The sequence below is a fragment of the Enterobacter cloacae complex sp. P47BA genome (assembly GCF_014930485.1).
Lineage (GTDB): Bacteria > Pseudomonadota > Gammaproteobacteria > Enterobacterales > Enterobacteriaceae > Enterobacter > Enterobacter bugandensis.
The window spans coordinates 268358-291277 of sequence record NZ_JADBRF010000001.1; the positions used below are offsets into that span (position 1 = coordinate 268358).

The 22920-nt window shown below is 56.4% G+C and carries 25 protein-coding genes; 7 read left to right on the forward strand and 18 right to left on the reverse strand.

Features of this window, described 5'->3' with window-relative positions; genetic code table 11:
* Positions 1-58 precede the first annotated feature (58 nt).
* The 4 genes from IM299_RS01270 to IM299_RS01285 form a co-directional block, all read right to left on the reverse strand.
* Entirely contained in the window at positions 59-1357 is a 1299-nt protein-coding gene (locus tag IM299_RS01270) for an ATP-binding protein (RefSeq protein WP_193356887.1), read from the reverse strand.
* Complete coding sequence (locus tag IM299_RS01275) at positions 1354-2094, reverse strand: response regulator (protein WP_028013158.1); 741 nt, start codon at positions 2092-2094, stop codon at positions 1354-1356. Before IM299_RS01275 ends, IM299_RS01270 begins: the two co-directional genes overlap by 4 nt.
* A 44-nt stretch (positions 2095-2138) precedes the next feature.
* Positions 2139-3134, reverse strand: coding sequence for an alpha/beta fold hydrolase (locus IM299_RS01280; RefSeq protein ID WP_048958215.1), 996 nt, complete (start codon positions 3132-3134; stop codon positions 2139-2141).
* A 143-nt stretch (positions 3135-3277) separates the two neighbouring features.
* Complete coding sequence (locus IM299_RS01285; protein WP_041909975.1) at positions 3278-3718, reverse strand: GNAT family N-acetyltransferase; 441 nt, start codon at positions 3716-3718, stop codon at positions 3278-3280.
* Positions 3719-3947: 229 nt separating this feature from the next.
* On the opposite strand from IM299_RS01285, the gene IM299_RS01290 reads away from it, so the two are divergent.
* Complete coding sequence (locus IM299_RS01290; protein WP_193356888.1) at positions 3948-4496, forward strand: GNAT family N-acetyltransferase; 549 nt, start codon at positions 3948-3950, stop codon at positions 4494-4496.
* Here IM299_RS01290 and IM299_RS01295 read toward each other — a convergent pair.
* The 8 genes from IM299_RS01295 to sad all read right to left on the reverse strand — a co-directional run bounded on the left by IM299_RS01295 (position 4484) and on the right by sad (position 13349).
* Positions 4484-5398 carry a bestrophin family protein gene (locus tag IM299_RS01295; RefSeq protein WP_193356889.1) on the reverse strand — a complete coding sequence of 305 codons (915 nt, stop codon included), beginning with the start codon at positions 5396-5398 and terminating at the stop codon, positions 4484-4486. The genes IM299_RS01290 and IM299_RS01295 overlap by 13 nt on opposite strands.
* Before the next feature lie 200 nt (positions 5399-5598).
* The gene (locus IM299_RS01300; protein WP_193356890.1) at positions 5599-7050 is read right to left on the reverse strand and encodes a tagaturonate reductase; all 1452 of its coding nucleotides are present in this window, start codon (positions 7048-7050) and stop codon (positions 5599-5601) included.
* 116 nt (positions 7051-7166) lie between these two features.
* Positions 7167-7694, reverse strand: coding sequence for a GNAT family N-acetyltransferase (locus IM299_RS01305; RefSeq protein WP_193356891.1), 528 nt, complete (start codon positions 7692-7694; stop codon positions 7167-7169).
* Positions 7695-7776: 82 nt separating this feature from the next.
* Positions 7777-8742 (reverse strand): sensor domain-containing diguanylate cyclase, encoded by a 966-nt coding sequence (locus IM299_RS01310; RefSeq protein ID WP_028013150.1) that lies wholly within the window; start codon positions 8740-8742, stop codon positions 7777-7779.
* A gap of 170 nt (positions 8743-8912) precedes the next feature.
* Positions 8913-9275, reverse strand: a complete 363-nt coding sequence (locus IM299_RS01315) for a DUF4186 domain-containing protein (protein ID WP_193356892.1) — start codon at positions 9273-9275, stop codon at positions 8913-8915.
* Positions 9275-10201, reverse strand: coding sequence for a glutaminase B (gene glsB / locus IM299_RS01320; protein WP_028013148.1), 927 nt, complete (start codon positions 10199-10201; stop codon positions 9275-9277). The genes IM299_RS01315 and glsB overlap by 1 nt, the downstream gene beginning before the upstream one ends.
* A 62-nt stretch (positions 10202-10263) precedes the next feature.
* Positions 10264-11853, reverse strand: a complete 1590-nt coding sequence (locus IM299_RS01325) for a methyl-accepting chemotaxis protein (protein ID WP_041909985.1) — start codon at positions 11851-11853, stop codon at positions 10264-10266.
* 107 nt (positions 11854-11960) lie between these two features.
* Entirely contained in the window at positions 11961-13349 is a 1389-nt protein-coding gene (gene sad / locus IM299_RS01330) for a succinate-semialdehyde dehydrogenase (RefSeq protein WP_193356893.1), read from the reverse strand.
* A gap of 98 nt (positions 13350-13447) precedes the next feature.
* On the opposite strand from sad, the gene IM299_RS01335 reads away from it, so the two are divergent.
* A complete protein-coding gene (locus IM299_RS01335) occupies positions 13448-14326 on the forward strand; it encodes a LysR family transcriptional regulator (protein ID WP_163332330.1) in 879 nt (292 codons plus the stop codon).
* On the opposite strand, the gene IM299_RS01340 is transcribed toward IM299_RS01335, so the two are convergent.
* From IM299_RS01340 to IM299_RS01350, 3 genes are all read right to left on the reverse strand, one after another.
* Entirely contained in the window at positions 14280-14762 is a 483-nt protein-coding gene (locus IM299_RS01340) for a GNAT family N-acetyltransferase (protein WP_048958203.1), read from the reverse strand. The genes IM299_RS01335 and IM299_RS01340 overlap by 47 nt on opposite strands.
* A 90-nt stretch (positions 14763-14852) precedes the next feature.
* Positions 14853-15647, reverse strand: a complete 795-nt coding sequence (locus IM299_RS01345) for a PhzF family phenazine biosynthesis protein (protein ID WP_045260511.1) — start codon at positions 15645-15647, stop codon at positions 14853-14855.
* Between the two features lie 26 nt (positions 15648-15673).
* On the reverse strand, positions 15674-16462 hold the full coding sequence (locus IM299_RS01350; protein WP_045260510.1) for a PhzF family phenazine biosynthesis protein: 789 nt from the start codon (positions 16460-16462) through the stop codon (positions 15674-15676).
* 177 nt (positions 16463-16639) lie between these two features.
* Between IM299_RS01350 and IM299_RS01355 the strand changes: the two genes are divergently transcribed.
* Positions 16640-17836: a sugar transporter gene (locus IM299_RS01355; RefSeq protein ID WP_048958200.1), complete on the forward strand. Its 1197-nt coding sequence runs from the start codon at positions 16640-16642 to the stop codon at positions 17834-17836.
* Positions 17837-17882: 46 nt separating this feature from the next.
* On the opposite strand, the gene IM299_RS01360 is transcribed toward IM299_RS01355, so the two are convergent.
* Positions 17883-18548 (reverse strand): MarC family NAAT transporter, encoded by a 666-nt coding sequence (locus tag IM299_RS01360; RefSeq protein WP_041909999.1) that lies wholly within the window; start codon positions 18546-18548, stop codon positions 17883-17885.
* Between the two features lie 256 nt (positions 18549-18804).
* Between IM299_RS01360 and marR the strand changes: the two genes are divergently transcribed.
* From marR to marB, 3 genes are read left to right on the forward strand one after another with little or no spacing between them, the layout of a single operon-like run.
* Positions 18805-19239, forward strand: coding sequence for a multiple antibiotic resistance transcriptional regulator MarR (gene marR / locus IM299_RS01365; RefSeq protein WP_028013139.1), 435 nt, complete (start codon positions 18805-18807; stop codon positions 19237-19239).
* 20 nt (positions 19240-19259) lie between these two features.
* Complete coding sequence (gene marA / locus IM299_RS01370; RefSeq protein ID WP_008502237.1) at positions 19260-19640, forward strand: MDR efflux pump AcrAB transcriptional activator MarA; 381 nt, start codon at positions 19260-19262, stop codon at positions 19638-19640.
* Between the two features lie 33 nt (positions 19641-19673).
* The gene (gene marB / locus IM299_RS01375) at positions 19674-19892 is read left to right on the forward strand and encodes a multiple antibiotic resistance protein MarB (RefSeq protein WP_028013138.1); all 219 of its coding nucleotides are present in this window, start codon (positions 19674-19676) and stop codon (positions 19890-19892) included.
* Between the two features lie 38 nt (positions 19893-19930).
* Here marB and eamA read toward each other — a convergent pair whose 3' ends face one another.
* Positions 19931-20830: an O-acetylserine/cysteine exporter gene (gene eamA, locus IM299_RS01380; protein WP_193356894.1), complete on the reverse strand. Its 900-nt coding sequence runs from the start codon at positions 20828-20830 to the stop codon at positions 19931-19933.
* A gap of 194 nt (positions 20831-21024) precedes the next feature.
* On the opposite strand from eamA, the gene ydeE reads away from it, so the two are divergent.
* Complete coding sequence (ydeE, locus tag IM299_RS01385; RefSeq protein WP_048958199.1) at positions 21025-22218, forward strand: efflux MFS transporter YdeE; 1194 nt, start codon at positions 21025-21027, stop codon at positions 22216-22218.
* A gap of 46 nt (positions 22219-22264) precedes the next feature.
* On the opposite strand, the gene zinT is transcribed toward ydeE, so the two are convergent.
* The gene (gene zinT, locus IM299_RS01390) at positions 22265-22906 is read right to left on the reverse strand and encodes a metal-binding protein ZinT (protein WP_041910003.1); all 642 of its coding nucleotides are present in this window, start codon (positions 22904-22906) and stop codon (positions 22265-22267) included.
* Between the last annotated feature and the right edge of the window lie 14 nt (positions 22907-22920).

Here is a 22920-nt window from a genome sequence, read left to right on the forward strand (position 1 = left end):
AGCGTGGGTTTTTGTCTGGCTCTGTATCGGCCACGCGGGGAGATACAGAACCGTACAATTAAAGGCGCGGGAGAGTAATCGAAACGTCCAGCCCGCCCTCTGCGCGGTTCGCCAGCTTTAGCTTTCCGTCCAGCTGAGCGGTGAGCTGCGCTGCGATCGCCAGGCCGAGCCCTGTCCCGCCGGTGTCGCGGTTGCGTGATGTTTCTACCCGATAAAACGGCTGTAATACCGCCTCCAGCTCGGCATCCGGTATCCCCGGCCCGCCGTCCATGATGTGAATCACCACCTCTCCGGCAGCCGAGTCATCAATGCTAATGGTGGCGTAGTCGCCAAATTTCAGGGCGTTATCCAGCAGGTTGGTCATCACCCGGCGCAGCGCCTGTGGACGCATGACGATGGGCAAACGGTTTTCGTCTGCCTGAAACTGCACGTTTTTACCGATGTCCTGATAATCGCAGGCGATGCTGTTTATCCAGGCGTTCAGCTCCAGCTTCAGCGAGGTCTCTTCCAGTGATTCTGATGACCGGGCATACGCAATACCCTCCCGCACCAGACGCGACATGTTATCAAGGTCGTTTAAGAGCTTGTCGCGCAGGTCAGGCTGATCCGCCATTTCAACACGAAGCTTCATGCGGGTAATGGGCGTCTGGAGATCGTGCGATATGGATGCCAGGATCTGCGCCCGCTCCCTGAGATAGGACTGAATGCGCGCCTGCATCGCGTTGAAGGCATGTGCTGCCCGCTGCACCTCGACTGGCCCCTTTTCCGTCATTGGCGTGTTGGCGGCCGGGTCCAGGGAGGCTACCGCGCGGGTAAACTGTGAAAAAGGCCGTATCACCTGGCGTACGGCGATCCAGGAGCAGGCAGCCAGCACGAGCAACTGCAGAATAAGAACAACGGGCAGCCAGCTGGCGACCGGCGGCATCCGAGGGCTCAGGTCAATGGTCAGCGGCGCGCCATCATGTAGCGTGAGATGAGCCTGAATATGTGAAATGGCGCCGGGAACGGCGGTGAAGCTTAGCGGGTACTGTTCCGCAAGCGTCGCTTTTAAGGTTCGGATGGCGTCCCGGGAGCGCTTGTCCGTCGGCGCGTTGCCGGGCTCTCCCGGCCCCAGAATATAGCGATAGTTACCCCGTTCAAGGCGCGGCAGCCAGGCCGCGCGCTCGCTGGCGGGTAAGCGGTCTAAAATAGCCACGCTGGTCGCGACATCGTATTCCAGATTACCGAGCATCACCGTTCGGGCGCTGTGCATTCGCTCTATCATGACCAGCGTCAGGCTCAGGGCATTGGCGAGCAACAGGCCGGGCAGCACGACGATCAGCAAGCGGGCCAGCAGCGAGCGTGGCCAGAGCGTCATTCGTTAGCCTCTTTGATGGTGACCGGCATGGTAAACACATAGCCCTCGCTGCGCACGGTTTTGATATACGCGGGCGTGCGGGCATCTTCATTCAGACGCTGGCGAACCCGGCTAACCAGCAGGTCGATTGAGCGTTCAAACAGCTCGGCGTCACGCCCCTGCGTCAGGTTGAGCAGCTGATCGCGGGTCAGCACCCGCTGCGGGTGGTCAAGGAAAACGCGCAGCAGTCGATACTCCGCCCCGCTGAGCGCCACAATCACCCCTTCCGGGTCGATCAGGTGGCGGGCAACGGTATCGAGCTGCCATTCGCCGAACGTCACCAGCCGCCCTGCTTCCGTCACCTGTAAATTGGGCGGCATCGTGCGAAAACGGCGTAAAATCGCTTTGATACGCGCCAGCAATTCTCGCGCGACGAAAGGCTTTACGACGTAATCGTCGGCTCCCATTTCCAGACCCAGGATCCTGTCCGTCTCCTCGTTGCGCGCCGTCAGCATCAGGATGGGCAGATCTTTATATTTCCCGACGCGTAATTGCCGACACAGCGTAAGCCCGTCGTCGCCGGGCATCATAACGTCCAGCACCACCAGGTCGATATGCTGCTTGTCCAGCACGACGCGCATCTCTTTGCCGTTTGCCGCGCCGGAGGCGCGATAACCGGACTTAACGAGATAGTCGATAATCAGTTCACGAATATCCCTGTCGTCATCGACGACAAGGATATGATCAATATGCTCCACCGAAATCTCCAGACCGAAGGGTAACGTACTGAAAATAGCACATTTCAGAGTTTGTCAGCGTCAACAACTGCCTTGACGAAATCCTGCGGATCTTCCTGAGGCGGATTGTGCCCCACGGTTGCGCCGAAGGTACGGTGTTCATACTTACCGGTGAATTTACCCGCGTAGGCCTGCGGTGCCGGGTGCGGCGCCCCGTTGTTTCCGCCTTCGATGGTGATCGTCGGAACGGTGATATTCGGCAGCGTGGCCAGTTTTTGCTCGTAGGCGTCGTATTTGCGCTCGCCTTTTTCCAGCCCTAAGCGCCAGCGATAGTTGCTGAGCGTTACCGCAACGTGATCCGGGTTATCAAGGGATTTGGCGCTGGCGTTAAAGACAGCGTCGCTAAATTTCCAGTCAGGTGAGGCCTGAGACCAGATCAAACGAGCGAAGTCATGCGTGTTTTTGGCATAGCCTTCAGCGCCGCGCTCGGTGGCGAAATAGAACTGATACCACCACTGCTGCTCCGCTTTTGGCGGCAACGGCTGTTTACCAATCTGCTGGCTGCTGATGAGATAACCGCTTACCGAAACGAGCGACTTAACGCGCTCTGGCCACAGCGCCGCAACGATATCGGCCGTACGGGCACCCCAGTCATAGCCTGCAAACACCGCCTGCTTGATATTCAGGGCGTCCATCAGGTTCACGATATCTTTCGCCATCGCGGAAGGCTGGCCGTTGCGCGGCGTTTTTGCCGACAGGAAGCGCGTAGTACCGTAGCCGCGCAGAGAAGGCACAATCACGCGGTAGCCTTTTGCCGCCAGCGCAGGCGCGACTTCAGCGTAGCTGTGAATATCGTAGGGCCAGCCGTGTAACAGAATGACCGGTTGGCCGTCTTTAGGACCAATGTCGACATACCCGACGTTAAGATCGCCGGCGTTAATTTGCTGTGGACGATCGAAAGCCGCCGCTAAGTTAGTGCCGGTGACTTCGGCCTGACATGACATGACGGTGCCAAGGGAAACGGTGAGAGCAAGCGTTGAATAAGCGAGTTTGCTGAACATGTTGGTATCTCCGGTTGAGTACATTTCACGGTGATATAACAACAGTTCAATGTATAGCGGATATGTGCGGAAACGCGTTTATTGCAAGCCTGTGTATGTATCTGGAACACGGATACAGTGTGATACAAACACAGGCTGCTGCCTTAAAGGGAGAGACGATAGCGGACGTAATCGTCAGCGTCACCGTATCGATCGTAGAGTTTACGTGCCGGATTGTTCTCACGGGTTACCCAGTAGAGCTTTGACCACCCTTCGCGCTTGCCTTCCGCTATCAAGGCATCAATAAGCGCCTTACCCGCTCCCGCGCCGCGCTCGGCTGCATCAACAAACAGATCTTCCAGGTAGCAGATGGGCGCGGTTGACCAGGTTCCTTCGTGCAGAACACACATTGCGAAACCGATGACCTTTGCGTCTTTCTCTACCACGCGGCAGAACATCGGTGAATGCGTTGAGAGCGCCCTTTCCCATGTCGATGCGGTAACGGACTCTTCGAGGTAGCAATCATAAAAATGGGTATAGCCATCCCACAGCGGTCGCCACTGGGGATAGTCGTCTTCGCGTAGAGGTCTTACCGTGACAGCCATGCGTTCCTCACATTACAAGTCGATTACCATTTCAAAACAGCGTAAATCAGCCCCCGCCATACGCGAGTGATGATAGTTTTCGCGCAACGTCACAACAATATTTTGCCATTAAAGAGAGGTTGCCCATTTTTGGTAGTGAATAACCACAGCACGCCTCACCAGAATGTGATAGAGATGAAAATACCAGAACGCAAACAAAAACATAACGCTTAAATAAGGAGATCCGCAGATGACAATACCGACCCTCACGACAGAACGTCTCCTGCTGAAACCGCTGGTCGCCGAAGATGCGGTTCAGATTCAAAAGCTGTATCCGCGCTGGGAGATCGTCCGCTATTTGGTTTCTTCCGTGCCCTGGCCCTACCCGGATAATGGCGCGGAAAACTATGTGAATAACGTCGCGCTGCCGGATATGGCAAATGGGATAGCCTGGATCTGGAGCATCCGCCGTCGTGAGGTGCCGGATGCGTTGATGGGGATTATCTGTCTGTACGATGTTGAAGATAATAACCGCGGATTCTGGCTGGCGCCGGAGTTTCAGGGACAGGGATATATGCGTGAGGCCAGCATTGCCGCGACGGATTACTGGTTTAATACGCTCAACAAACCCGTTTTGCGGGCGCCGAAGGCCGCCGCGAACAGCCGCTCCCGTCGTATTTCAGACAGCAGCGGCATGCGGCTCATCAGAACGGAAAAGAAAGCCTACGTCAGCGGGATATTGGACTCCGAACTGTGGGAGATCACCCGCGACGAGTGGAACGCCCATCAGGTCAGCTGATAGTGCTTATCCGGCATCAGCCTTTCCGGAATGTTCTCTTCATCGTTCATCTGCAGCAGATCGCGTTCCATCATGTTGCAGATGGCGTCCAGCGGAAGGTCGTTATCTTCTGTGCCAAACGGGTCTTCCAGCTCTTCCGCCAGGGTGTCCAGCGAGATAAAGGTGTATGAGATCAGCGCCGAGACAAACGGCGTCATGTAGTGCAGATCCACAACCAGCGCGAACGGCAGCATGATGCAGAACAGATACACCGTGCGGTGCAAAATCAGCGTATAGGCAAACGGCACTGGCGTTGTCGCAATCCGTTCACAGCCGGAAAGGACGATGGACATATCGTTCAGGCGGTTGTTCAGACTGTGGAACAGGATGTCCGAAAGCTCCCCGTTACGCCGCCGCACGGCCAGCCACTCCCCCATGACCAGCAAAATACGGTTCGCCGGCGAGTTGGCGCCCATTACCTGAGCTAAAACGTCCGGGGCAAGATAGCGAGAGAGCTGGTCAGCGTTCATTTCCCGGCGCAGGGTCATGCGCAGGCAGTTGGCAAAAGCGATCTGCAGGCGGACAAATTCCCCCAGGTGCTTATCGTCCGGCAAGGTGTTTTTTACCTCGCGAAACAGCGAGCGTGCCGCTATCATCAGTTGCCCCCACAGCTGGCGAGCCTCAACGTAGCGTGAATAGCAGGCGTTGTTTCTGAAACCAAGAAAGATTGCGATCGCCACGCCGAGAATGCTAAATGGCGCCACGGTAAATTTGATGCCCAGCGAGGTATACCACGGCAGCATCAGGATAACGGCGATAGAAAGCAGGAAGTTGAGCAGCAGTCGGGTATAGATTTTGGGGAGTACCGAACCGTGCCAGACAAAAATCAGTTGTAGCCAGTGCTGTTTAGGACGAACAATCATAGTGAGATTCAGGCAAGAAAAGAGCGTGGCTATTAAACGTGATCCCCATCACGGTTGCAAGCATGTTAACGGAACATTGCAATCTCTCACCTGAAGAATGAAAACCGCACGGTGCTGCATTTGATATTAAAAACAGGGTAAATAGTATGTTGTAACTAAAATAATGCCTGTTCAAACCCGGCCGAAGCCGGGTCACGTAATCAGCAAAGCGGCTTCACCGCTGCGCGCATGCCCTTCAGCAGAATGGCATCAAGATCCCGCGTCACCTGTTCAACCAGACCGTCCACATTCGTCAGGTCCTGCTCCCAGTGCGCTTCTACGCTCAGCACGGCGTGCACCAGTTCGCGGGTAGCGAGCTGATTATCGCGATGCTGCGCCCATAGCTGTTGATAACGTTCCAGCCAGAACGCATCATCCTGCACCGGATAGTTCTCTCCGTTACGCTCCGCGCGATAAAATGCGATCAGTGCCGCTAACGCAAACGTCAGACGCGCTGGCAGTTGACCTGAGGCCTTCTGCCCTGCCAGCAGCTGCGGAAGAATACGCGTGCGATACTTGGTCATGCCGTTGAGCGCGATGGAAAGCAGCTGGTGTCTGATGTAGGGATTTCGAAAACGCCCTGTTACCGCGCTGGCGAACGACTCCAGTTCGCTGCGGGGCAAATCGAGAACCGGAATAATCTCTTCATAAATTGCTTTTTCGACGAAAGCGCACACGTCTTCATCATTCATCGCCTCGCCAACCGTATCCAGCCCGGCCTGATAGGCCACCGGTACCAGCGCCGTGTGCGCACCGTTAAGGATGGCGACTTTACGCTCTTTATAGGGCTTGATGTCGTCGACAATCAGCACGTTTAACGGGTACTTATCCAGGCGCAGTTCACCAGCCAGCGAGCCTGGGCCCTGAATTACAAACAGATAAAAGTGTTCAGCCGTGTCCAGGAACCCATCGTGATAACCCAGCTCGGCCTCAAGCGTGTCCACTTCATCCCGCGGGTAACCGGTCACGATACGGTCAACCAGCGTTGAGCAGAAGTGGTTTGCCTCGTTCAGCCACTGGATAAAGGTGGCAGGCAGCGCCCACTCCTGGGCATAGCGCAACACAAGTTCACGCAATGCGTCACCGTTGTAGTCAATCAGTTCACACGGAATGATAACCCAGCCCTTGTCAGGCGCGCCGTTAAAGTGGCTAAAGCGCTCAAACAGCAGGCGCGTTAGCTTCGCCGGGTAGCTGACGGCTGGCGCATCGTCGAACTTATCCCCCGCGTGATAGATGATTCCGGCTTCGGTGGTGTTCGAGAAAACAAAGCGCATATCCGGGCTGTGTGCCAGTTTCAGAAAGGCGTCGTAATCGTCATAGACGCTGATTTCACGGTTAACAGAGCGGATAAGTCGGGCTTCGCTCACCTCTTCGCCCTGCTCATTCAGGCCACGAATGATGGTGGTGTACAACCCATCCTGCGTGTTCAGCGACGGCGGGAAGTCGCTCTGAATAGGACGAACGATAACCACACCGGCGTTGAGATCGGTATGTTCATTCAAAAGGTCAATTTGCCAGTCGACAAACGCACGCAGGAAATTGCCTTCGCCAAACTGAATAATGCGTTCGGGATACTGCGCACCGGGAAAATCACGACGGTTGAGCGTGTTCACAAGAGGGTTCCTTTTATGATTAGTCATACAGCCTGATAAGATTGGTACGATAACTTATCAAAACTTTACGACCAGAAACCCTGTTTCGATCAATCCCCGGCGTGGTTGTGAAAAAATTATAAGAATTTATAGAACACCGACGTGGCCGTCATAGCGCCGTCCGGCATCAGGGCGTAGCGCGGGATCTCACCGACCTTTTGCCAGCCGGCACGCTGGTAGAAGGTTTCGGCGCCGCTGCCGGTGGAGGTATCGAGCACCAGAACCGAAATGTTTCTGGCCCGGGCCTCAGCTTCCAGCGCTTCCATCAGCGCCATTGCGGCCCCTTTTCGACGCGCTTTTTCATGAACCAGCAGCTTTGCCACGTCCGCACGGTGCGGCTGGTTTTCCGGCTGGTCGGTAATCAGTTGCACCGTGCCGATGACGCCCTCCTGCGGATCAATACTGGCCAGCACCACGCGCTCGTTGCGCCCTACGCTGTCAGCTATGCCGAGCCAGAATGAACGGGCCTTCTCCAGGTTAAAGGGCAGCATAAAGCTGACGGATGCGCCGCCGTTTACGCAGTTTTCGAGGATCCCGGCCAGCGCATCAAGATGGGTGCGAATGTCGTCGCGGGTGAGGTTTTTGATGTGCAGTGAGGTATTCATTTTTTGTCCTTACGTTGAATACCCTCACTTTGCATTTAACATTTCATTAACGCAAACGGAACGGTCATACGCTTTTGTTATGTCATCTGGCCCGCTGCCGCTGCTGCTTCATGGCATACATTTTTTCATCGGCATCTTTAAGCCACTGCTGCAGGTCGTTGCCGTTATGATCGAATTCGCTCAGCCCCCAGGAGAACAGAAGCGACCATGGATGTAGCTTGCGTGCATTGTAGTTTTCGACCTGCTCGGCGAGATACTGCATGGCAATCCACGCGCCCTTCTCATCCGTATCAGCAAACAGCACGGCAAACTCATCGCCACCAAAACGCACCAGCATATCCGCTTCGCGGAAAGAGGCGCGCATCAGCTGCGCCATGGTCTTTAACGCCTTATCCCCCTCTTCATGCCCGTAGCGATCGTTAATCTCCTTGAAACGATCCAGATCCAGCCAGCCGAGCGTTAACGGCTCCGCCCGGCGTCGGGCGATGGAGAGCGTGAACCGCACGAGCTGGTTAAAGCCCCGTCGGTTGAATAATCCGGTCAATTCATCCGTGGTCGCCGCGCTGATTGCCGCAAACTCATCTTCAGCCAGCGCGCCCAAATCCCCCAGCACGGCGAGATCGGTCGCTGAGAACTCCCGCGGTGCGTAGTCAATCAGGCAAAGCGAGCCAACGCTTGCGCCGTTGCGTAAGCGCAGCGGAAAGCCTGCGTAAAACCGCACGCGAGGTTCGCCGGCCACCAGCGGGTTATCCGCAAAACGATCGTCCTGAAGCATATCCCCGACGATCAGCGGTGCTTCGGTGAGGATGGTATGACCACAAAAAGAGATGTTGCGCGGAACGGAATCGGGGGCCTGCCCATCCGCCGACTTTACGATCAGCGTATGCTCATCAATAAGGTTGACCATGGCCAGCGGTACCTGGAAAAAGCGTTTTGCCAGACGCGTTAAGCGGTCAAACGCCGGGGAACTGTCAATCTCAAGCAGACCCGATTCGCGCAGCGCGTTAAGTCTGTCAATTTCATTTTCAGGTGTTGCAGGTGCTTTCATAATGTCTCCTGACGTAAAGCGTTACTCAAAGCGTAGCTTAAACCGAGACATTGTCAGCGTTCGACGTCCTGTTAAGCCGCTATCCATTTCACGTCAATGCGTTATGACGATTTGCTCGTCCGCCAGCCGGGTATGAGGCAGCAGGCGGTAAGCGCAGAACGCATTAAATATCATTTTTGGGCGTTCATCTGTATCACCAGCCAGCGGTGGATCACGCTGACGATATAATGTTGCTGCTGCGCGCTCAGCTGCACCCCCTGGGGAATGTTATGCCATTTTGCCAGACAGCCCCGGCAGCAGGTCGCGGTGGCATGCTGGGCGATAAACACCGGGTGGCCACGCATGGGCGTCTGCTTGCCGTCGTTTGCGGGTTGCGCGGGTGCAAGGCGTTTAGCGACAAAATCGGCGGTATGCTGGTCAATGGTTTCGGGGCCTTTGTCCCAGCAGTACTGTCGTTCCTTATTGCCTAAGCGGAAGCGCGAGCGAAACGTCGATCGCGCCAGGCGGGAAAAGAGGGGATCCAGGTCAGGCATCAGTATACAGAACGTCCCAGGCGCTGGGTCAGCTTCTCCAGAACCGCCACGCCGGCAAGTGAATTTCCCGTTTCATCCAGCTCCGGGCTCCAGACGGCAATCGCCATTTCATGCGGCACTATCGCCACCACCCCGCCGCCAACGCCCGATTTGGCCGGAAGGCCAACCCGCCAGGCAAACTCCCCGGCGTTCTGATACATGCCGCTGGTAGCCATCAGGGCGTTAACCTGACGCGCCTGAAGCGGGGAAACCACCTCCTGATCGAGATGCGGCGCGTGCCCCTGGTGCGCAAGGAACAGAAACGTCTGAGCCAGCTCAACGCAGTTCATCTTCAGGGCGCAGTAATGGAAGTAGTTTTGCAGCACGGTCGCCACGTCATTGTGGAAATTGCCGAAGGATTTCATCAGCCAGGCGATAGCCGCGTTGCGGGCCGAGTGTTCAAACTCCGAGCGCGCCACCACCGAATCATAGGCAATGTCGTCCACGCCAGAAAGCTGACGAACAATCTCAAGCATTCGCTGACGCGGTGCGCTGAGGCGGCTTTGCAGCATATCGCAGACCACCAGCGCCCCGGCGTTGATAAAGGGGTTACGCGGTTTACCCTGCTCGATTTCGAGCTGAAGCAGTGAGTTAAAGGGCTGACCGGACGGATCTTTTCCCACGCGCTGCCAGATCTCTTCTTCCTCATACTGGCGCATCGCCGCGACCAGACTCAGCACTTTAGAAATAGACTGGATAGAAAAGCGTTCAGTAGCATCGCCTGCCTGGTATCGCTGTCCGTCTATAGTACAGATAGCGATGCCCAGCTTATTCCCGCTCACCGAGGCAAGGGCCGGAATGTAGTCGGCCACCTTCCCCTTTCCTAATAACGGACGAACCTGCGCCAGAATCTCGTCCAGCATCTCATTATGGATGACCGCAGCCACTCTTTGCTCCTTGCCCTCAGGCTAAAACGGGCTGCGAGTATAACAGAGGCTAATGTATTGCGTCAGGCGCTAAGACGAAAACGCGAAACGGCCTGCAATAAAAGATCGGACTGCTTTTGCAGGCGTTCAGAGGCCTCCGAGGCGTCTGAAACCAGCAGATCCGTCTGGCGCGAGACCTGATTCAGCGCCTGAAGCTGGCGCGTCATCTGGTGAATACTTTCTCCCTGACTGAGCGTGGCGGTCGAGATTTCATTCAGCAAACTGCTTAAATTGCCCACCAGACCGGTGACCTGCTGCAGGTTCTCTTCCATCAGATTCACGGCGCGGGAGCCGTCTTCAATGCCCTGCACGGAGCGGTTGATCAACTCCTGAATGGTCTGCGTCGAGTGGCTGCTCTTTCGCGCCAGGAGCCCGACTTCACGGGCGACAACGGCAAACCCGCGCCCCTGGTTTCCGGCATGGGCGGCCTCAATGGCGGCGTTGAGCGCCAGAATGTTAGTCTGAAACGCCACGCTGTCGATCATCGCCACGATCCCGCGCATCTCTGACGATCGCTCGACGATCGCCTGCATGGAGGCATTCACGGTCGACATCATCTGGTCGCCTCCTACGGCAGCCTGACGCGCTTCATCCGCGCGCGAGCTGGCGAGCCGGGCATAGCCGGTATTCCCTTCCACGTGGGTTTCCAGCGCCGCGATATGCGCTGTGACCTCCTCCAGCTCCTTTGCCTGACGCGCCGACTGCTGGTACAGCTTCTGGTTTCCCTCCGCGAGGGAGCCAATATTCTCCACCATCGTGGCTGTGGCGTGGCTGACCTGCGTCACCAGCTGCTGCAAGCCGCGCTGCATGGTGGCAACGCTGTCGCTAAGCTGCCCCGTCTCCCGGTTAAAGCGCATCACGTTTGGCGGCGTGCCGGAGAGATCTCCAGCGGCCAGCCGGTTAATATGTGCAATAAGCCGACGCAACGGCGTAATCACCCACCTGGACATGCCGAACCAGACGGCTGCGGCGATGGCGAGCAGCAGAACCGGCGCCAGCAGGAACAACGTTTGCAGACCGGAGAGCTGCGCCATTAAGGCCTGACGCCCCTGCATGGCCTGCTTCTCGCTGGCCTGCTGATAGCGCGCGTAGTTGTCGTTAAAGTCGGTCTGAAACGCCTGTGCCGGCACGGCAAAAAAGGCATCAATCGAGTTGGTTCTGACAAGCGCTTCCGATTGCTCCTTAATGGCATCGTAGAAAAGCTGGTAACTGTTAATCAGCGCCTCATCTTTTGGCGGGCTGAGCGCCAGCCAGGCCTTCCATGCCTGCTGAGAAACCGCCAGCGACTTTTGTGCGTCGTCCATCAGGCTGTGCCAGCTTCCTTCCGAGCCGGTTTCTTTATCCTGCATAAACCAGACGCCGGAGCGGTTGAGCAGATCGCTCGCCGCCAGCAGGGAGACGCGCGCCAGATCCAGCTTGCTCTGCTGCTGATACGCCAGCAGGTTTTGTCGTTCATTGCGCTGAGCTTCCTTCAGGGAGGCGTTCAGCAGAAAGGATGAGGAGAGCTGCAGCGCGGAGAAAAGGCCAATAATACAAAAGATACCCGTCAGCAGGCCAAACTGGCGAGGGATAAGACGCTGCGCAATACGGCGAAAAATTTGCGTTAGGTTCATAATTTTCTTCAGTAACAAGACGTTAGACGCGTGCGAGTCTACGAAACGAAAATGACAGAACCATTGCAGATAAATGACAACGGCCCTCGTGATGAGGGCCGAATAAATTACACGCGATCCTTCCACACCGTCTGCACATTACAGAACTCGTGCAAACCAAAATGGGAAAGCTCGCGGCCAAAGCCACTTTTCTTCACGCCACCAAAGGCCACGCGCGCGTCGCTGGCGCTGTATCCGTTGATAAACACCCCACCGCACTCCAGCTCGCGAGAGAATTTATCCGCAAGCGCTGCGTCGGCGGTGAAGACCGTGGCAGACAGGCCAAAGTCGCTGTCATTGGCAAGCGTCAGGGCGTGCGCCGCGTCTTTCGCAACGGTAATGGCCGCGACCGGACCAAACAGCTCCTGGCGGAAGGCCGTCATCGACGGGGTAACGTTCGCCAGCACGGTTGGCGCGTAATAATTCCCCTCAGCGCTGATTTTCTCTCCCCCCAGCAGCAGCGTTGCCCCTTCTGCCAGGCTCGCCTGCACCTGCTGATGCAGTTCATCGCGCAGATCATAGCGCGCCATCGGGCCAAGGTAGTTCTCTTCTTCATCCGGCGAGCCCATCTTTAACGCGGCGACGGCGTCAACGAAGCGTCGGGTAAAGGTGTCTGCAATACCCTCTTCCACAATGAACCGTTTGGCCGCCGCGCACACCTGCCCGGTATTCTGGTAGCGCCCTGCTACCGCCGCCTTCACGGCAAGATCCAGGTCGGCATCGTTGAGAACGATGAACGGGTCAGACCCCCCCAGCTCAAGAACGCATTTTTTCAGCGCCGCCCCCGCCTGCGCGCCAATGGCTGCCCCGGCGCGCACGCTGCCGGTGACGGTTACCGCCGCAATGCGACGATCGTTAATCGCCTGGCTTACGCCGTCATTGGTGGCGTTCACCCAGCCGAATACCCCTTCAGGGAAGCCGGCGTCCGCAAAAATCTGCGCGATAAGTTCCGCCGAGCCAAGCACGTTGGGCGCGTGTTTGAGCAGATAGCTGTTACCTGCCAGCAGGATCGGCACCGCGCCGCGCAGCACCTGCCAGAGCGGGAAGTTCCACGGCATCACCGCCAGAATTGGCCCCAGCGGACGATACTCGATGACAGCGTTGTCATTCTCGACCTGCGTGGGTTCAGCATTCAGCATCGCCGGGCCATGTTCGGCATACCAGTCGCAAAGGCCCGCTGATTTCGCCACTTCCGCCCGCGCCTGCTGAATGGGTTTTCCCATCTCGCGGGACATCATCCGGGCCATCTCTTCCGCGCGACCGCGCAGCGCGGTGCCGAGATCTCGCAGCTTCTGCGCCCGGTGGGCTACGCTTTCGCACCGCCAGTGACGAAAGCCCGCATCAGCCAGCGCGATGGCACGTTCAACCTCTCCCTGCGTCGCCCACGGATACGAGGCGAGCGTTTCACCCGTTGCAGGGTTAACGGACAGAGCATGTGTAGCAGATGAATATTTCATGATGTTCTCCACGCATTTCGGTTGATTAAGTGTGGCTCACTCTGCTATTTCTTAAAAATGAATAATACTGACCACCTTATTCACGAAACGAGAATGCTATGGACTTAACCCAGCTTGAAATGTTCAACGCCGTCGCGCTGACGGGCAGCATCACCCAGGCGGCGCAGAAGGTGCATCGCGTTCCTTCGAATCTGACGACCCGCATCCGCCAGCTGGAGGCCGATCTTGGCGTGGAGCTGTTTATCCGTGAGAACCAGCGCTTGCGCTTATCTCCCGCCGGACATAACTTCCTGCGCTACAGCAGGCAGATCCTGGCGCTGGTGGATGAAGCGCGCATGGTCGTCGCGGGCGATGAGCCGCAGGGGCTGTTTGCCCTCGGGGCGCTGGAGAGCACCGCCGCCGTGCGCATCCCTGAGACGCTGGCGCAGTTTAACCAGCGCTATCCGCGCATCCAGTTTGCCCTTTCTACCGGGCCGTCCGGGACGATGATTGATGGCGTACTGGAGGGAACCCTGAGCGCCGCCTTTGTCGACGGGCCGCTGTCGCACCCGGAGCTGGAGGGGATGCCGGTCTATCGGGAAGAGATGATGCTGGTCACCCCTGCCGGGCAGACGGAGGTAACGCGCGCTGCGCAGGTGAGCGGCAGCGATGTTTATGCCTTTCGCGCAAACTGCTCGTATCGCCGACACCTGGAGAGCTGGTTTCATGCAGACAGAGCCGCGCCGGGACGCATTCATGAGATGGAGTCCTATCACGGCATGCTCGCCTGCGTCATCGCGGGCGCGGGCATCGCGCTGATGCCGCGCACAATGCTGGAAAGTATGCCGGGCCACCATCAGGTTGAAGCCTGGCCGCTGGCGGAAAACTGGCGCTGGCTCACTACCTGGCTGGTGTGGCGACGCGGGGCGATGACCCGCCAGCTGGAAGCGTTTATAGCGCTGCTAAACGAACGTCTTCAACCAGCGCCTTCTCCATAAACAGGCTGAGCGGATCGTCCACATACGGGGCAAACGCCAGACGCCGATCGTAGCCGCTTCGTTCATAAAGACGAATCGCGGCATGCTGTTTGATGCCCGTTTCCAGCCGTACGGTATGGCAGTGACGGCTCAGGGCCTCATCTTCCAGCGCGGCCAGCAGCTTCTCAGCCAGATGTTGCCCGCGATGGGCCGGATCGATATAAACCCGCTTCATCTCCCCCGTTCCGTCGCCGTTGAGCACGATAGCTCCACAGCCAACGGCCTGAAGCTGCGGGTCGCGGACGATCATCAGTATAAGAGATGTCGCGGGCAGTTCTGAAAGATCGAGCAGATGGTTGCTTTCGGCGGGATAGAGTTCGCTCTGATAACGGTCGAGGGCCGCAATCAGCATAAGAATGTCCGGGTGACGTGCAGATTCAGAGGTAATGGAATACATGGCAGGCTCCTTGCTTTATTTGTGAAACTCAATGTCAACATAGCGCAGGCCTGCCAGGCTGCTTCATAGTATTAACTTATCGCGCAGCCGCTAGCGTAAAAAGATCCGCCCTTTCAGGTACAGGGTGGCCTGACCAGCAATGAGTACGCGGTCGCCCTTCAGCTCGCAGCGAAGATCCCCGCCGCGGTACGACACCTGGCGGGCGTTGAGCGACGTCTTACCCAGCCTTTCACTCCAGTAAGGGATCAGCATGCTGTGCGTGGACCCGGTAACCGGATCCTCCGGTACCCCTTCGCCCGGGCAAAAAAAGCGGCTGACGAAGTCATATTCCCCTTCGCCCGGCGCGGTTACGCAGACCATTTTGCCCAGCGGAACCATCGCGCCAATATCCGGCATTAATGCCTCCACCTGCTGCTGGCTCTCCAGCACCACGCAGTAGTCTCGCCCGACGCGCACCTCTTTTGCCGCCGGGATGCCCAGCGCGCTAAACAGTGCAGGCGGTGGGTTATCGACGACCTCCGTGGACCATGCGGGGAAATTCAGCGTCAGCCAGTCGCCGCTGCGTTTGACCGTCAGCTCCCCCACGAAGCGCGTGGTAAAGTGGATTTCCGTATGCGGATAGTCCAGATACTCAAAAATGACGTGTGATGCCGCGAGGGTCGCATGGCCGCAGAGGTTAATTTCATGCAGCGTGGTGAACCAGCGCAGTTCAAATCCGCCGTCGGTTCGCACAAAAAACGCGGTTTCCGACTGATTATGCTGCTGTGCCATTTTGAGAAGCGTCTCGTCCGGCAGCCACTCTTCCAGAGGACATACCGCTGCCGCGTTGCCACCAAAGGTTTTGTCGCTGAAGGCATCCACCAGATAAAAATCAATTTCCCGCATTGTCTCTTCCTCTTTTGTTATCAGTTTTAGCGCAGATACACAGTGCCTTTCAGGTAGCACGACGCCTGACCGCTCATCAATACGCGCTCCCCTTTCAGCTCGCAGCGCACATCCCCGCCGCGCGCCGAAACCTGACGGGCAAACATTGCCGTTTTCCCCAGCTTTTCGCTCCAGTAGGGGATCAGCATCGTGTGCGCGGATCCAGTCACAGGATCTTCCGGAACGGCAACGCCCGGTGAGAAGAAGCGGCTGACAAAGTCATATTCCCCTTCACCCGGTGCCGTCACGCTCACTTTATGCTCGCCCGGCGTCATCGCCGAAAAGCGCGGCGCAAGCGCTTCAACCTGCCGGGGATTTTCCAGCACAATCACCCAGGCGCGGCCTTTACGGGCTTCAACGTAATGGCGGATACCGAGCGCCGCGAGCATCTCCGGCGGCGGCGTCTCTTCTCGGGTCGGACACGCCGGGAAGTCCAGCGTCATCCACTCTCCCTCCCGGCTGACCGTCAGTCGGCCAGAGGCGGTATCAAAGTGGATCCGCGAGTCGGGGTAATCGAGTTCATTAAACAGAACGTACGCGGCAGCCAGGGTGGCGTGACCGCAGAGATTGACTTCAGTGAGCGTGGTAAACCAGCGTAGCTCAATGCCGCCCTTAGTGCAGACGAAAAATGCGGTTTCCGACTGATTATGCTGCTGCGCCATTTTCAGTAACGTTTCATCCGGCAGCCATTCGTTCAGCGGGCAAACCGCTGCCGGATTGCCGCCGAACGAAGTATTGCTGAATGCATCTACCAGATAAAAATCAATCTCCTGCATTGTCTTACCGCCTGTCTGTGCTGTGTTGTACTTTTATATTCAATGAAAACAACGCCCCCGGCTACCGCTTTCATAAGGTAAATATTGAGATCTGCGTCACATAATGGTTGAGTTTTCGCCGTATGGCGTTTTAAGATCGCCTTCTCATCTTTCCAGCAACGAATCTCCGACATCCCTATGACAACGAACACAGTTTCCCGCAGGGTCGCGTGGCTACGCGTGGTCACGCTGGCCATTGCCGCATTTATTTTTAACACCACAGAATTTGTTCCGGTTGGGCTGTTGTCTGACATAGCAGAAAGCTTCCAGATGGAAACGGCGCAGGTGGGGATTATGTTAACTATCTACGCCTGGGTGGTGGCGCTGATGTCTTTGCCGTTTATGTTGCTGACCAGCCAGATGGAGCGGCGCAGGCTGTTGATCGGCCTGTTTGCCCTGTTCATTGCCAGCCATATCCTGTCGTTTATGGCATGGAATTTTACGGTGCTGGTCATTAGCCGCATCGGCATTGCCTTTGCCCACGCGGTATTCTGGTCGATCACCGCGTCGCTGGCTATTCGGCTCGCGCCGGCGGGTAAACGCGCCCAGGCGTTGAGCCTGATTGCCACCGGCACCGCGCTGGCGATGGTGCTGGGGCTGCCCATTGGCCGCATCGTGGGACAGTACTTCGGCTGGCGTACCACCTTCTTTGCCATCGGCATGGGCGCGCTGGTGACGCTGGTGTGTCTGATTAAGCTGCTGCCCGCGCTGCCAAGCGAACACTCCGGCTCGCTGAAAAGCCTGCCGCTGCTGATGCGTCGCCCGGCGCTGCTGAGTATCTACCTGCTTACCGTTATCGTGGTCACCGCGCACTACACGGCGTACAGCTACATTGAACCGTTTGTGCAGGTGGTCGCGGGTTTTAGCGCAAACTTTGCCACCCTCTTACTACTCATTCTCGGCGGCGCGGGCATTATTGGCAGCGTGCTGTTTGGTAAACTGGGTAACCAGCATGCCTCCTTGCTGGTGAGCAGCGCCATCGGCCTGCTGCTGGCGTGCCTGGTGCTGCTGCTGCCTGCGTCAGGCAGCGAAAGCCAGCTGGCGATCCTGAGCCTGTTCTGGGGCGTGGCGATCATGATTATTGGTCTTGGCATGCAGGTGAAAGTCCTGGCCCTGGCACCGGATGCCACGGACGTGGCGATGTCGCTGTTCTCGGGGATATTCAATCTGGGGATTGGCGCGGGGGCGCTGGTGGGCAATCAGATTAGCCTGCACGTATCGATGTCGGCGATTGGCTATCTGGGGGCGATTCCGGCGCTCGTCGCGCTCGTCTGGTCGGTACTCATCTTCCGCAAGTGGCCGGTGGCGCTGGAGGAACAGGGGCAACACGGGTGAGGTGCGCTTGTGCCGGGCAAGGCGTAGCCGCCGCCCGGCAATGACATCAGTGGTAAGTCTTAATAATCTCCAGCACGCCGTTAATAATAAACTGCACGCCCATACAGACCAGTAAGAAGCCCATCAGACGGGAAATCGCCTCGATACCGCCCTTGCCCACCCAGCGCATGATCGCACCGGAACTGCGCAGAGACGCCCACACGATAACCCCAATAAGCGCAAAAATTAGCGGTGGCGCAACGGTCAGTACCCAGTCCGGGAAGGTAGAGCTGTCGCGCACCGTCGATGCAGAACTGATGATCATCGCGATGGTACCCGGCCCGGCCGTACTCGGCATGGCCAGCGGTACAAAAGCAATATTCGCGCTCGGTTCGGACTCCAGCTCTTCAGATTTGCTGGTTGCCTCCGGAGACTCGTGCGCTTTCTGCGCCGGGAACAGCATGCGGAAGCCGATGAAGGCCACAATCAGCCCGCCCGCAATACGCAGCCCGGGAATTGAAATCCCGAAGGTGTTCATCACCAGCTGTCCGGCGTAGTAGGCCACCATCATAATGGCAAACACATACACCGAAGCCATCATCGACTGATGGTTGCGCTCGGCGCTGTTCATATTCCCTGCCAGCCCCAGGAACAGCGCCACCGTCGTTAACGGGTTAGCTAACGGCAGCAGTACCACCAGCCCGAGACCAATTGCTTTAATCAAATCCAACATAGTGCGTCGTTGTCCTTATCCATATTTAACATCGCAATTATAGGGTGAAAGTGTGACGTTCAGCCATCGGCGCAACGTAACGATAGTTTTCCTTTGGGAACGATACCCGTTTGTTATCTTCCTGATTTGAAAGGTTGCAAAAATCGTTCATGAAACGTTTTAGCAATTCGTGGCATCGGCTGATTCATTCAGTTGACTTATACTTGCCTGAGCAATAATATCTGCCGTGATTAAACTACTTGCCAGGGCAACCATTGTGAAAAGCACCAGTGATATCTTTAACGACGTTGTTCCGCTGGGTCGTCTTATTCATATGGTTAACCAGAAAAAAGATCGCCTGCTCAATGACTACCTGTCACCGCTGGATATCACCGCAACACAGTTCAAAGTGCTGTGTTCCATTCGCTGCGAAGTGTGTATCACGCCGGTTGAGCTGAAAAAGGTGCTCTCTGTCGATCTGGGTGCGTTAACTCGCATGCTCGATCGTCTCGTCTGCAAAGGATGGGTAGAACGAAGCCCTAACCCGAATGACAAACGCGGCGTACTGGTCAGGCTCACCAGCGATGGTGCGGCTATGTGCGAGCAATGTCATCAATTAGTAGGACAAACACTGCATCAGGAACTAACAAAAAACTTAACGGCAGATGAAGTGGCTACCCTTGAGCTTTTGCTGAAGAAAATACTGCCGTAAACAGAAAAAGAGGTATGACGATGTCCAGACGCAATACTGACGCTATCACTATTCATAGCATTTTGGACTGGATCGAAGATAACCTGGAATCGCCGCTCTCCCTTGAAAAAGTGTCTGAGCGTTCAGGTTACTCCAAATGGCACCTGCAACGGATGTTCAAAAAAGAGACCGGTCATTCATTAGGTCAATATATTCGCAGCCGCAAGCTGACGGAAATTGCCCAGAAACTGAAAGAAAGCAATGAACCGATCCTTTATCTGGCGGAGCGTTACGGATTTGAATCACAGCAAACCCTCACGCGTACGTTCAAGAACTATTTTGACGTGCCGCCTCATAAGTACCGAATCACCAGCGTGCCGGGTGAATCCCGTTACCTGTATCCGTTAAAACACTGTAGTTAATCATCGCCTGTAAAAGACGTAACCGAGGAAAAAATGAAAGTTACCGCCTCCGCCGCCCTCGCCTTGCTGGTGCTGTTTTCCAGCCAGACCTTCGCGGAGCAAACCCCAGGTGCAACGCAGCAAAATAATCATGACACGATGATTTTGCCGTCAGCACATGACCAGTCGCCTTATGATTTCAACCACATGGGTGCTGGTAGCGACAAATCCGACGAATTAGGCGTGCCTTATTATAATCAGCACGGCCTCTGATTCGTTTTTGCCCCGCAGCCGCGGGGCTTTTTTATGCCCTATCCCCTTACCCGCGCCGCCCGGCGAACCCGCAGGCCAAACACGTTGATGTACAGCCCGGCCATAATCAGCACGGCACCGAGCAGCTGCAGCGCGCTCAGCGTTTCATCCAGCAGTATCGCCGCACTGGCAAGCCCCACTACCGGAACCAGCAAAGACAGCGGCGCGACGCGCCAGGTCTCATAGCGTCCCAGCAGCGAACCCCAGATCCCGTAGCCCACGATGGTGGCGACAAACGCCAGATAGATAAGAGAAAGGATCGTGGTCAGATCGATCTCGACCAGGCTGTTCAGCATCACCTCCGGGCCATCCAGAATAAACGACGCCACCAGAAACGGGATTATCGGAATCAATGCGCTCCAGACCACCAGGGACATCACCTGAGGCCTCGCCACGTGCTGCATAATCAGCTTGTTGAAAATATTGCCGCACGCCCAGCTCAGCCCCGCCGCCAGCGTGAGCATAAACCCGAGCAGCGCCACATCCTGACCGTTCAGGCTGGCTTCAATCAGCACCAGCACGCCAAATACCGCCAGGGTGATCCCCGCCAGCTGCTTGCCCTGCAGGCGTTCGCCAAACACAAATGCGCCGAGAATAATGGTAAAGAACGCCTGCGCCTGTAACACCAGCGAGGCCAGACCGGCCGGCATGCCGAACTTGATGGCGCAGAAGAGAAACGCGAACTGGCCAAAGCTGATAGTCAGACCGTAGCCCAGCAGCAGTTTTAACGGGATTTTCGGACGGGCGACGAAAAAGAGCGCCGGGAACGCCACCAGCATAAAACGCAAACCGGCCAGCATCAGCGGGGGCATGTTGTGCAATCCCAGCTTGATGACCACAAAATTGAGCCCCCATACCACGACCACCAGCAACGCCAGCAGTCCGTCTTTACGCGTCATACCCTGCCCCTGAATTATTAATAATTTGTTAACACTTCAAGGTAACAGAAAAAAGTGTGCCGCGAGAAGATCATTATTTCTGGCAGGCAGCTGAAGCACTTAGGGATAAATCGGGTGCTATACAAGCCCCTTATGTCATGGTAATCCTGTTAACACTCGTCTAAAAAAAGCATAAGCAACCGTCGGGAAGGAATATGAAACCATCTCTCAGGCGCTCAACCGCAGCGCTGCTGGCATCGTCATTGTTATTAACCATCGGTCGGGGGGCAACGCTGCCGTTCATGACCATTTATCTCACGCGCGTGTTTAATATGAGCGTCGAGAATATTGGTTATGCCCTGACGATTGCGCTGACCGTTGGCGTGGTGTTCAGCCTGGGATTTGGTATTCTGGCCGATAAGTTTGATAAAAAACGCTACATGCTGATCGCGATCGTGGCTTTTATCGCCGGTTTTGTCGCGATTCCGCTGGTGGATAACGTCACCCTGGTAGTGCTGTTCTTTTCCCTGATTAACTGCGCCTATTCAGTCTTTTCGACGGTGTTGAAAGCCTGGTTCTCGGACGTGCTGACCTCCAGCCAGAAAGCGCGCGTCTTCTCGCTCAACTACAGCTTTCTGAACATTGGCTGGACGATTGGGCCGCCGATTGGCACCCTGCTGGTGTTGTACAGCCTGCAGCTGCCGTTCTGGCTGGCGGCCTTCTGCGCCGCGCTGCCGCTCGGGTTTATTCATTTCTTCGTGCAAAAAAGCGTCGCGCTGGATACCGCCGAGGAGAAGATGCCCTGGCAGCCGTCGGTGCTGCTGAAAGATCGCGCCCTGTTCTGGTTCACCCTCTCCGGCCTGCTCGCGTCTTACGTGGGCGGATCGTTCGCCAGCTGCATTTCGCAATACGTACTGGCCGCCAATGCCGACAGCGATTTTGCCCAGAAGGTGGTCGCCGTGGTGCTGCCCGTTAACGCCGCCGTGGTGGTGACGCTGCAGTACGCGCTGGGGCGGAAGATCTCCGCCAGCAATATTCGGCCTTTAATGACCGCCGCAACGCTGTTTTTTATCCTGGGGCTGGGAGGCTTTATGCTCTCCGGGGAGAACCTGATTTACTGGGGCATCGCCGCCGCCATCTTTACGCTGGGTGAGATTATCTACGCACCGGGTGAATACATGCTGATCGACAACATCGCCCCGCCGGGGATGAAGGCGAGCTATTTTTCCGCGCAGGCGCTGGGCTGGCTCGGCGCGGCGGCAAACCCGATGATCACCGGCATTATCCTGACCAACCTGCCGCACTGGTCGCTGTTTGCAATCATGATGGTTGCCATCGTCGTTGCCTGGCTGATGATTTTGCGGGGAATGAGCGTGAAGGCGTGGAACGAATCCCCCAAAGCGGCGTAAAAAATAGTGGCCGGGTAAGGCGAAGCCGCCCCCCGGCAATAACGCATCAGTGGTGCAGCATCTCCTCCACCACCTGCTCTTTGTACATCTCGTTTGGATAATAGGTCGGCCAGTTGTCCATCTCTTTCAGCAGCGCCTCGTGGGAGGTATTGCCCATAAAAATATGGAAGTGCGATGAGGCTTTCGGCCCGATGATGTGGTCGCTGAACTGCACGAACTTCGGCGCCTTGCTGTCGGCATCCTTACACTCAAACAGATAGCGAACGCCTTTTTTGCCCGATGCGTAGGTCAGAATTTTGTAGCCACTGTAGTCATACTGACAGCTGCTGACCGCCTTGCCTCTGTGGAATTCCATTACGTTATTTTCAATGCCGATGGCATCCACGTCCGTGGCATATCCCTTGCGGTAATACGCTTTCACCTCGTCAAAGGTTTTGCTTTTATCCTTCTGCGCTTTCTGTTTGAAGACCGGATCCAGCGAACCGTCCAGCAGGAACGGATACACCGACTGCCAGGTGCCATCCCAGTCGGACAGCGCTCTGTCCTTTACGTCTTTATCCTCAAACACGCCGTTTGCCGCCTTCTGTTCCGCTTCGGTCATCTGATGGCCGTGCGAGTGAGCAAACAGCTGGCCACTGACCAGCAGCGCCCCCAGAGTCATGGCAAATTTTCCAATATGTGCAGCCAAAGTAACACCCTCAT

Bases quoted from the DNA above. Each gene is read 5' to 3' on its own strand.
- IM299_RS01270 (WP_193356887.1), bottom strand. From the start codon at position 1,357: ATGACGCTCTGGCCACGCTCGCTGCTGGCCCGCTTGCTGATCGTCGTG.
- IM299_RS01280 (WP_048958215.1), bottom strand. From the start codon at position 3,134: ATGTTCAGCAAACTCGCTTATTCAACGCTTGCTCTCACCGTTTCCCTT.
- IM299_RS01285 (WP_041909975.1), bottom strand. From the start codon at position 3,718: ATGGCTGTCACGGTAAGACCTCTACGCGAAGACGACTATCCCCAGTGG.
- IM299_RS01290 (WP_193356888.1), top strand. From the start codon at position 3,948: ATGACAATACCGACCCTCACGACAGAACGTCTCCTGCTGAAACCGCTG.
- IM299_RS01295 (WP_193356889.1), bottom strand. From the start codon at position 5,398: ATGATTGTTCGTCCTAAACAGCACTGGCTACAACTGATTTTTGTCTGG.
- IM299_RS01305 (WP_193356891.1), bottom strand. From the start codon at position 7,694: ATGAATACCTCACTGCACATCAAAAACCTCACCCGCGACGACATTCGC.
- IM299_RS01310 (WP_028013150.1), bottom strand. From the start codon at position 8,742: ATGAAAGCACCTGCAACACCTGAAAATGAAATTGACAGACTTAACGCG.
- IM299_RS01315 (WP_193356892.1), bottom strand. From the start codon at position 9,275: ATGCCTGACCTGGATCCCCTCTTTTCCCGCCTGGCGCGATCGACGTTT.
- IM299_RS01325 (WP_041909985.1), bottom strand. From the start codon at position 11,853: ATGAACCTAACGCAAATTTTTCGCCGTATTGCGCAGCGTCTTATCCCT.
- sad (WP_193356893.1), bottom strand. From the start codon at position 13,349: ATGAAATATTCATCTGCTACACATGCTCTGTCCGTTAACCCTGCAACG.
- IM299_RS01335 (WP_163332330.1), top strand. From the start codon at position 13,448: ATGGACTTAACCCAGCTTGAAATGTTCAACGCCGTCGCGCTGACGGGC.
- IM299_RS01340 (WP_048958203.1), bottom strand. From the start codon at position 14,762: ATGTATTCCATTACCTCTGAATCTGCACGTCACCCGGACATTCTTATG.
- IM299_RS01345 (WP_045260511.1), bottom strand. From the start codon at position 15,647: ATGCGGGAAATTGATTTTTATCTGGTGGATGCCTTCAGCGACAAAACC.
- IM299_RS01350 (WP_045260510.1), bottom strand. From the start codon at position 16,462: ATGCAGGAGATTGATTTTTATCTGGTAGATGCATTCAGCAATACTTCG.
- IM299_RS01355 (WP_048958200.1), top strand. From the start codon at position 16,640: ATGACAACGAACACAGTTTCCCGCAGGGTCGCGTGGCTACGCGTGGTC.
- IM299_RS01360 (WP_041909999.1), bottom strand. From the start codon at position 18,548: ATGTTGGATTTGATTAAAGCAATTGGTCTCGGGCTGGTGGTACTGCTG.
- marA (WP_008502237.1), top strand. From the start codon at position 19,260: ATGTCCAGACGCAATACTGACGCTATCACTATTCATAGCATTTTGGAC.
- marB (WP_028013138.1), top strand. From the start codon at position 19,674: ATGAAAGTTACCGCCTCCGCCGCCCTCGCCTTGCTGGTGCTGTTTTCC.
- eamA (WP_193356894.1), bottom strand. From the start codon at position 20,830: ATGACGCGTAAAGACGGACTGCTGGCGTTGCTGGTGGTCGTGGTATGG.
- ydeE (WP_048958199.1), top strand. From the start codon at position 21,025: ATGAAACCATCTCTCAGGCGCTCAACCGCAGCGCTGCTGGCATCGTCA.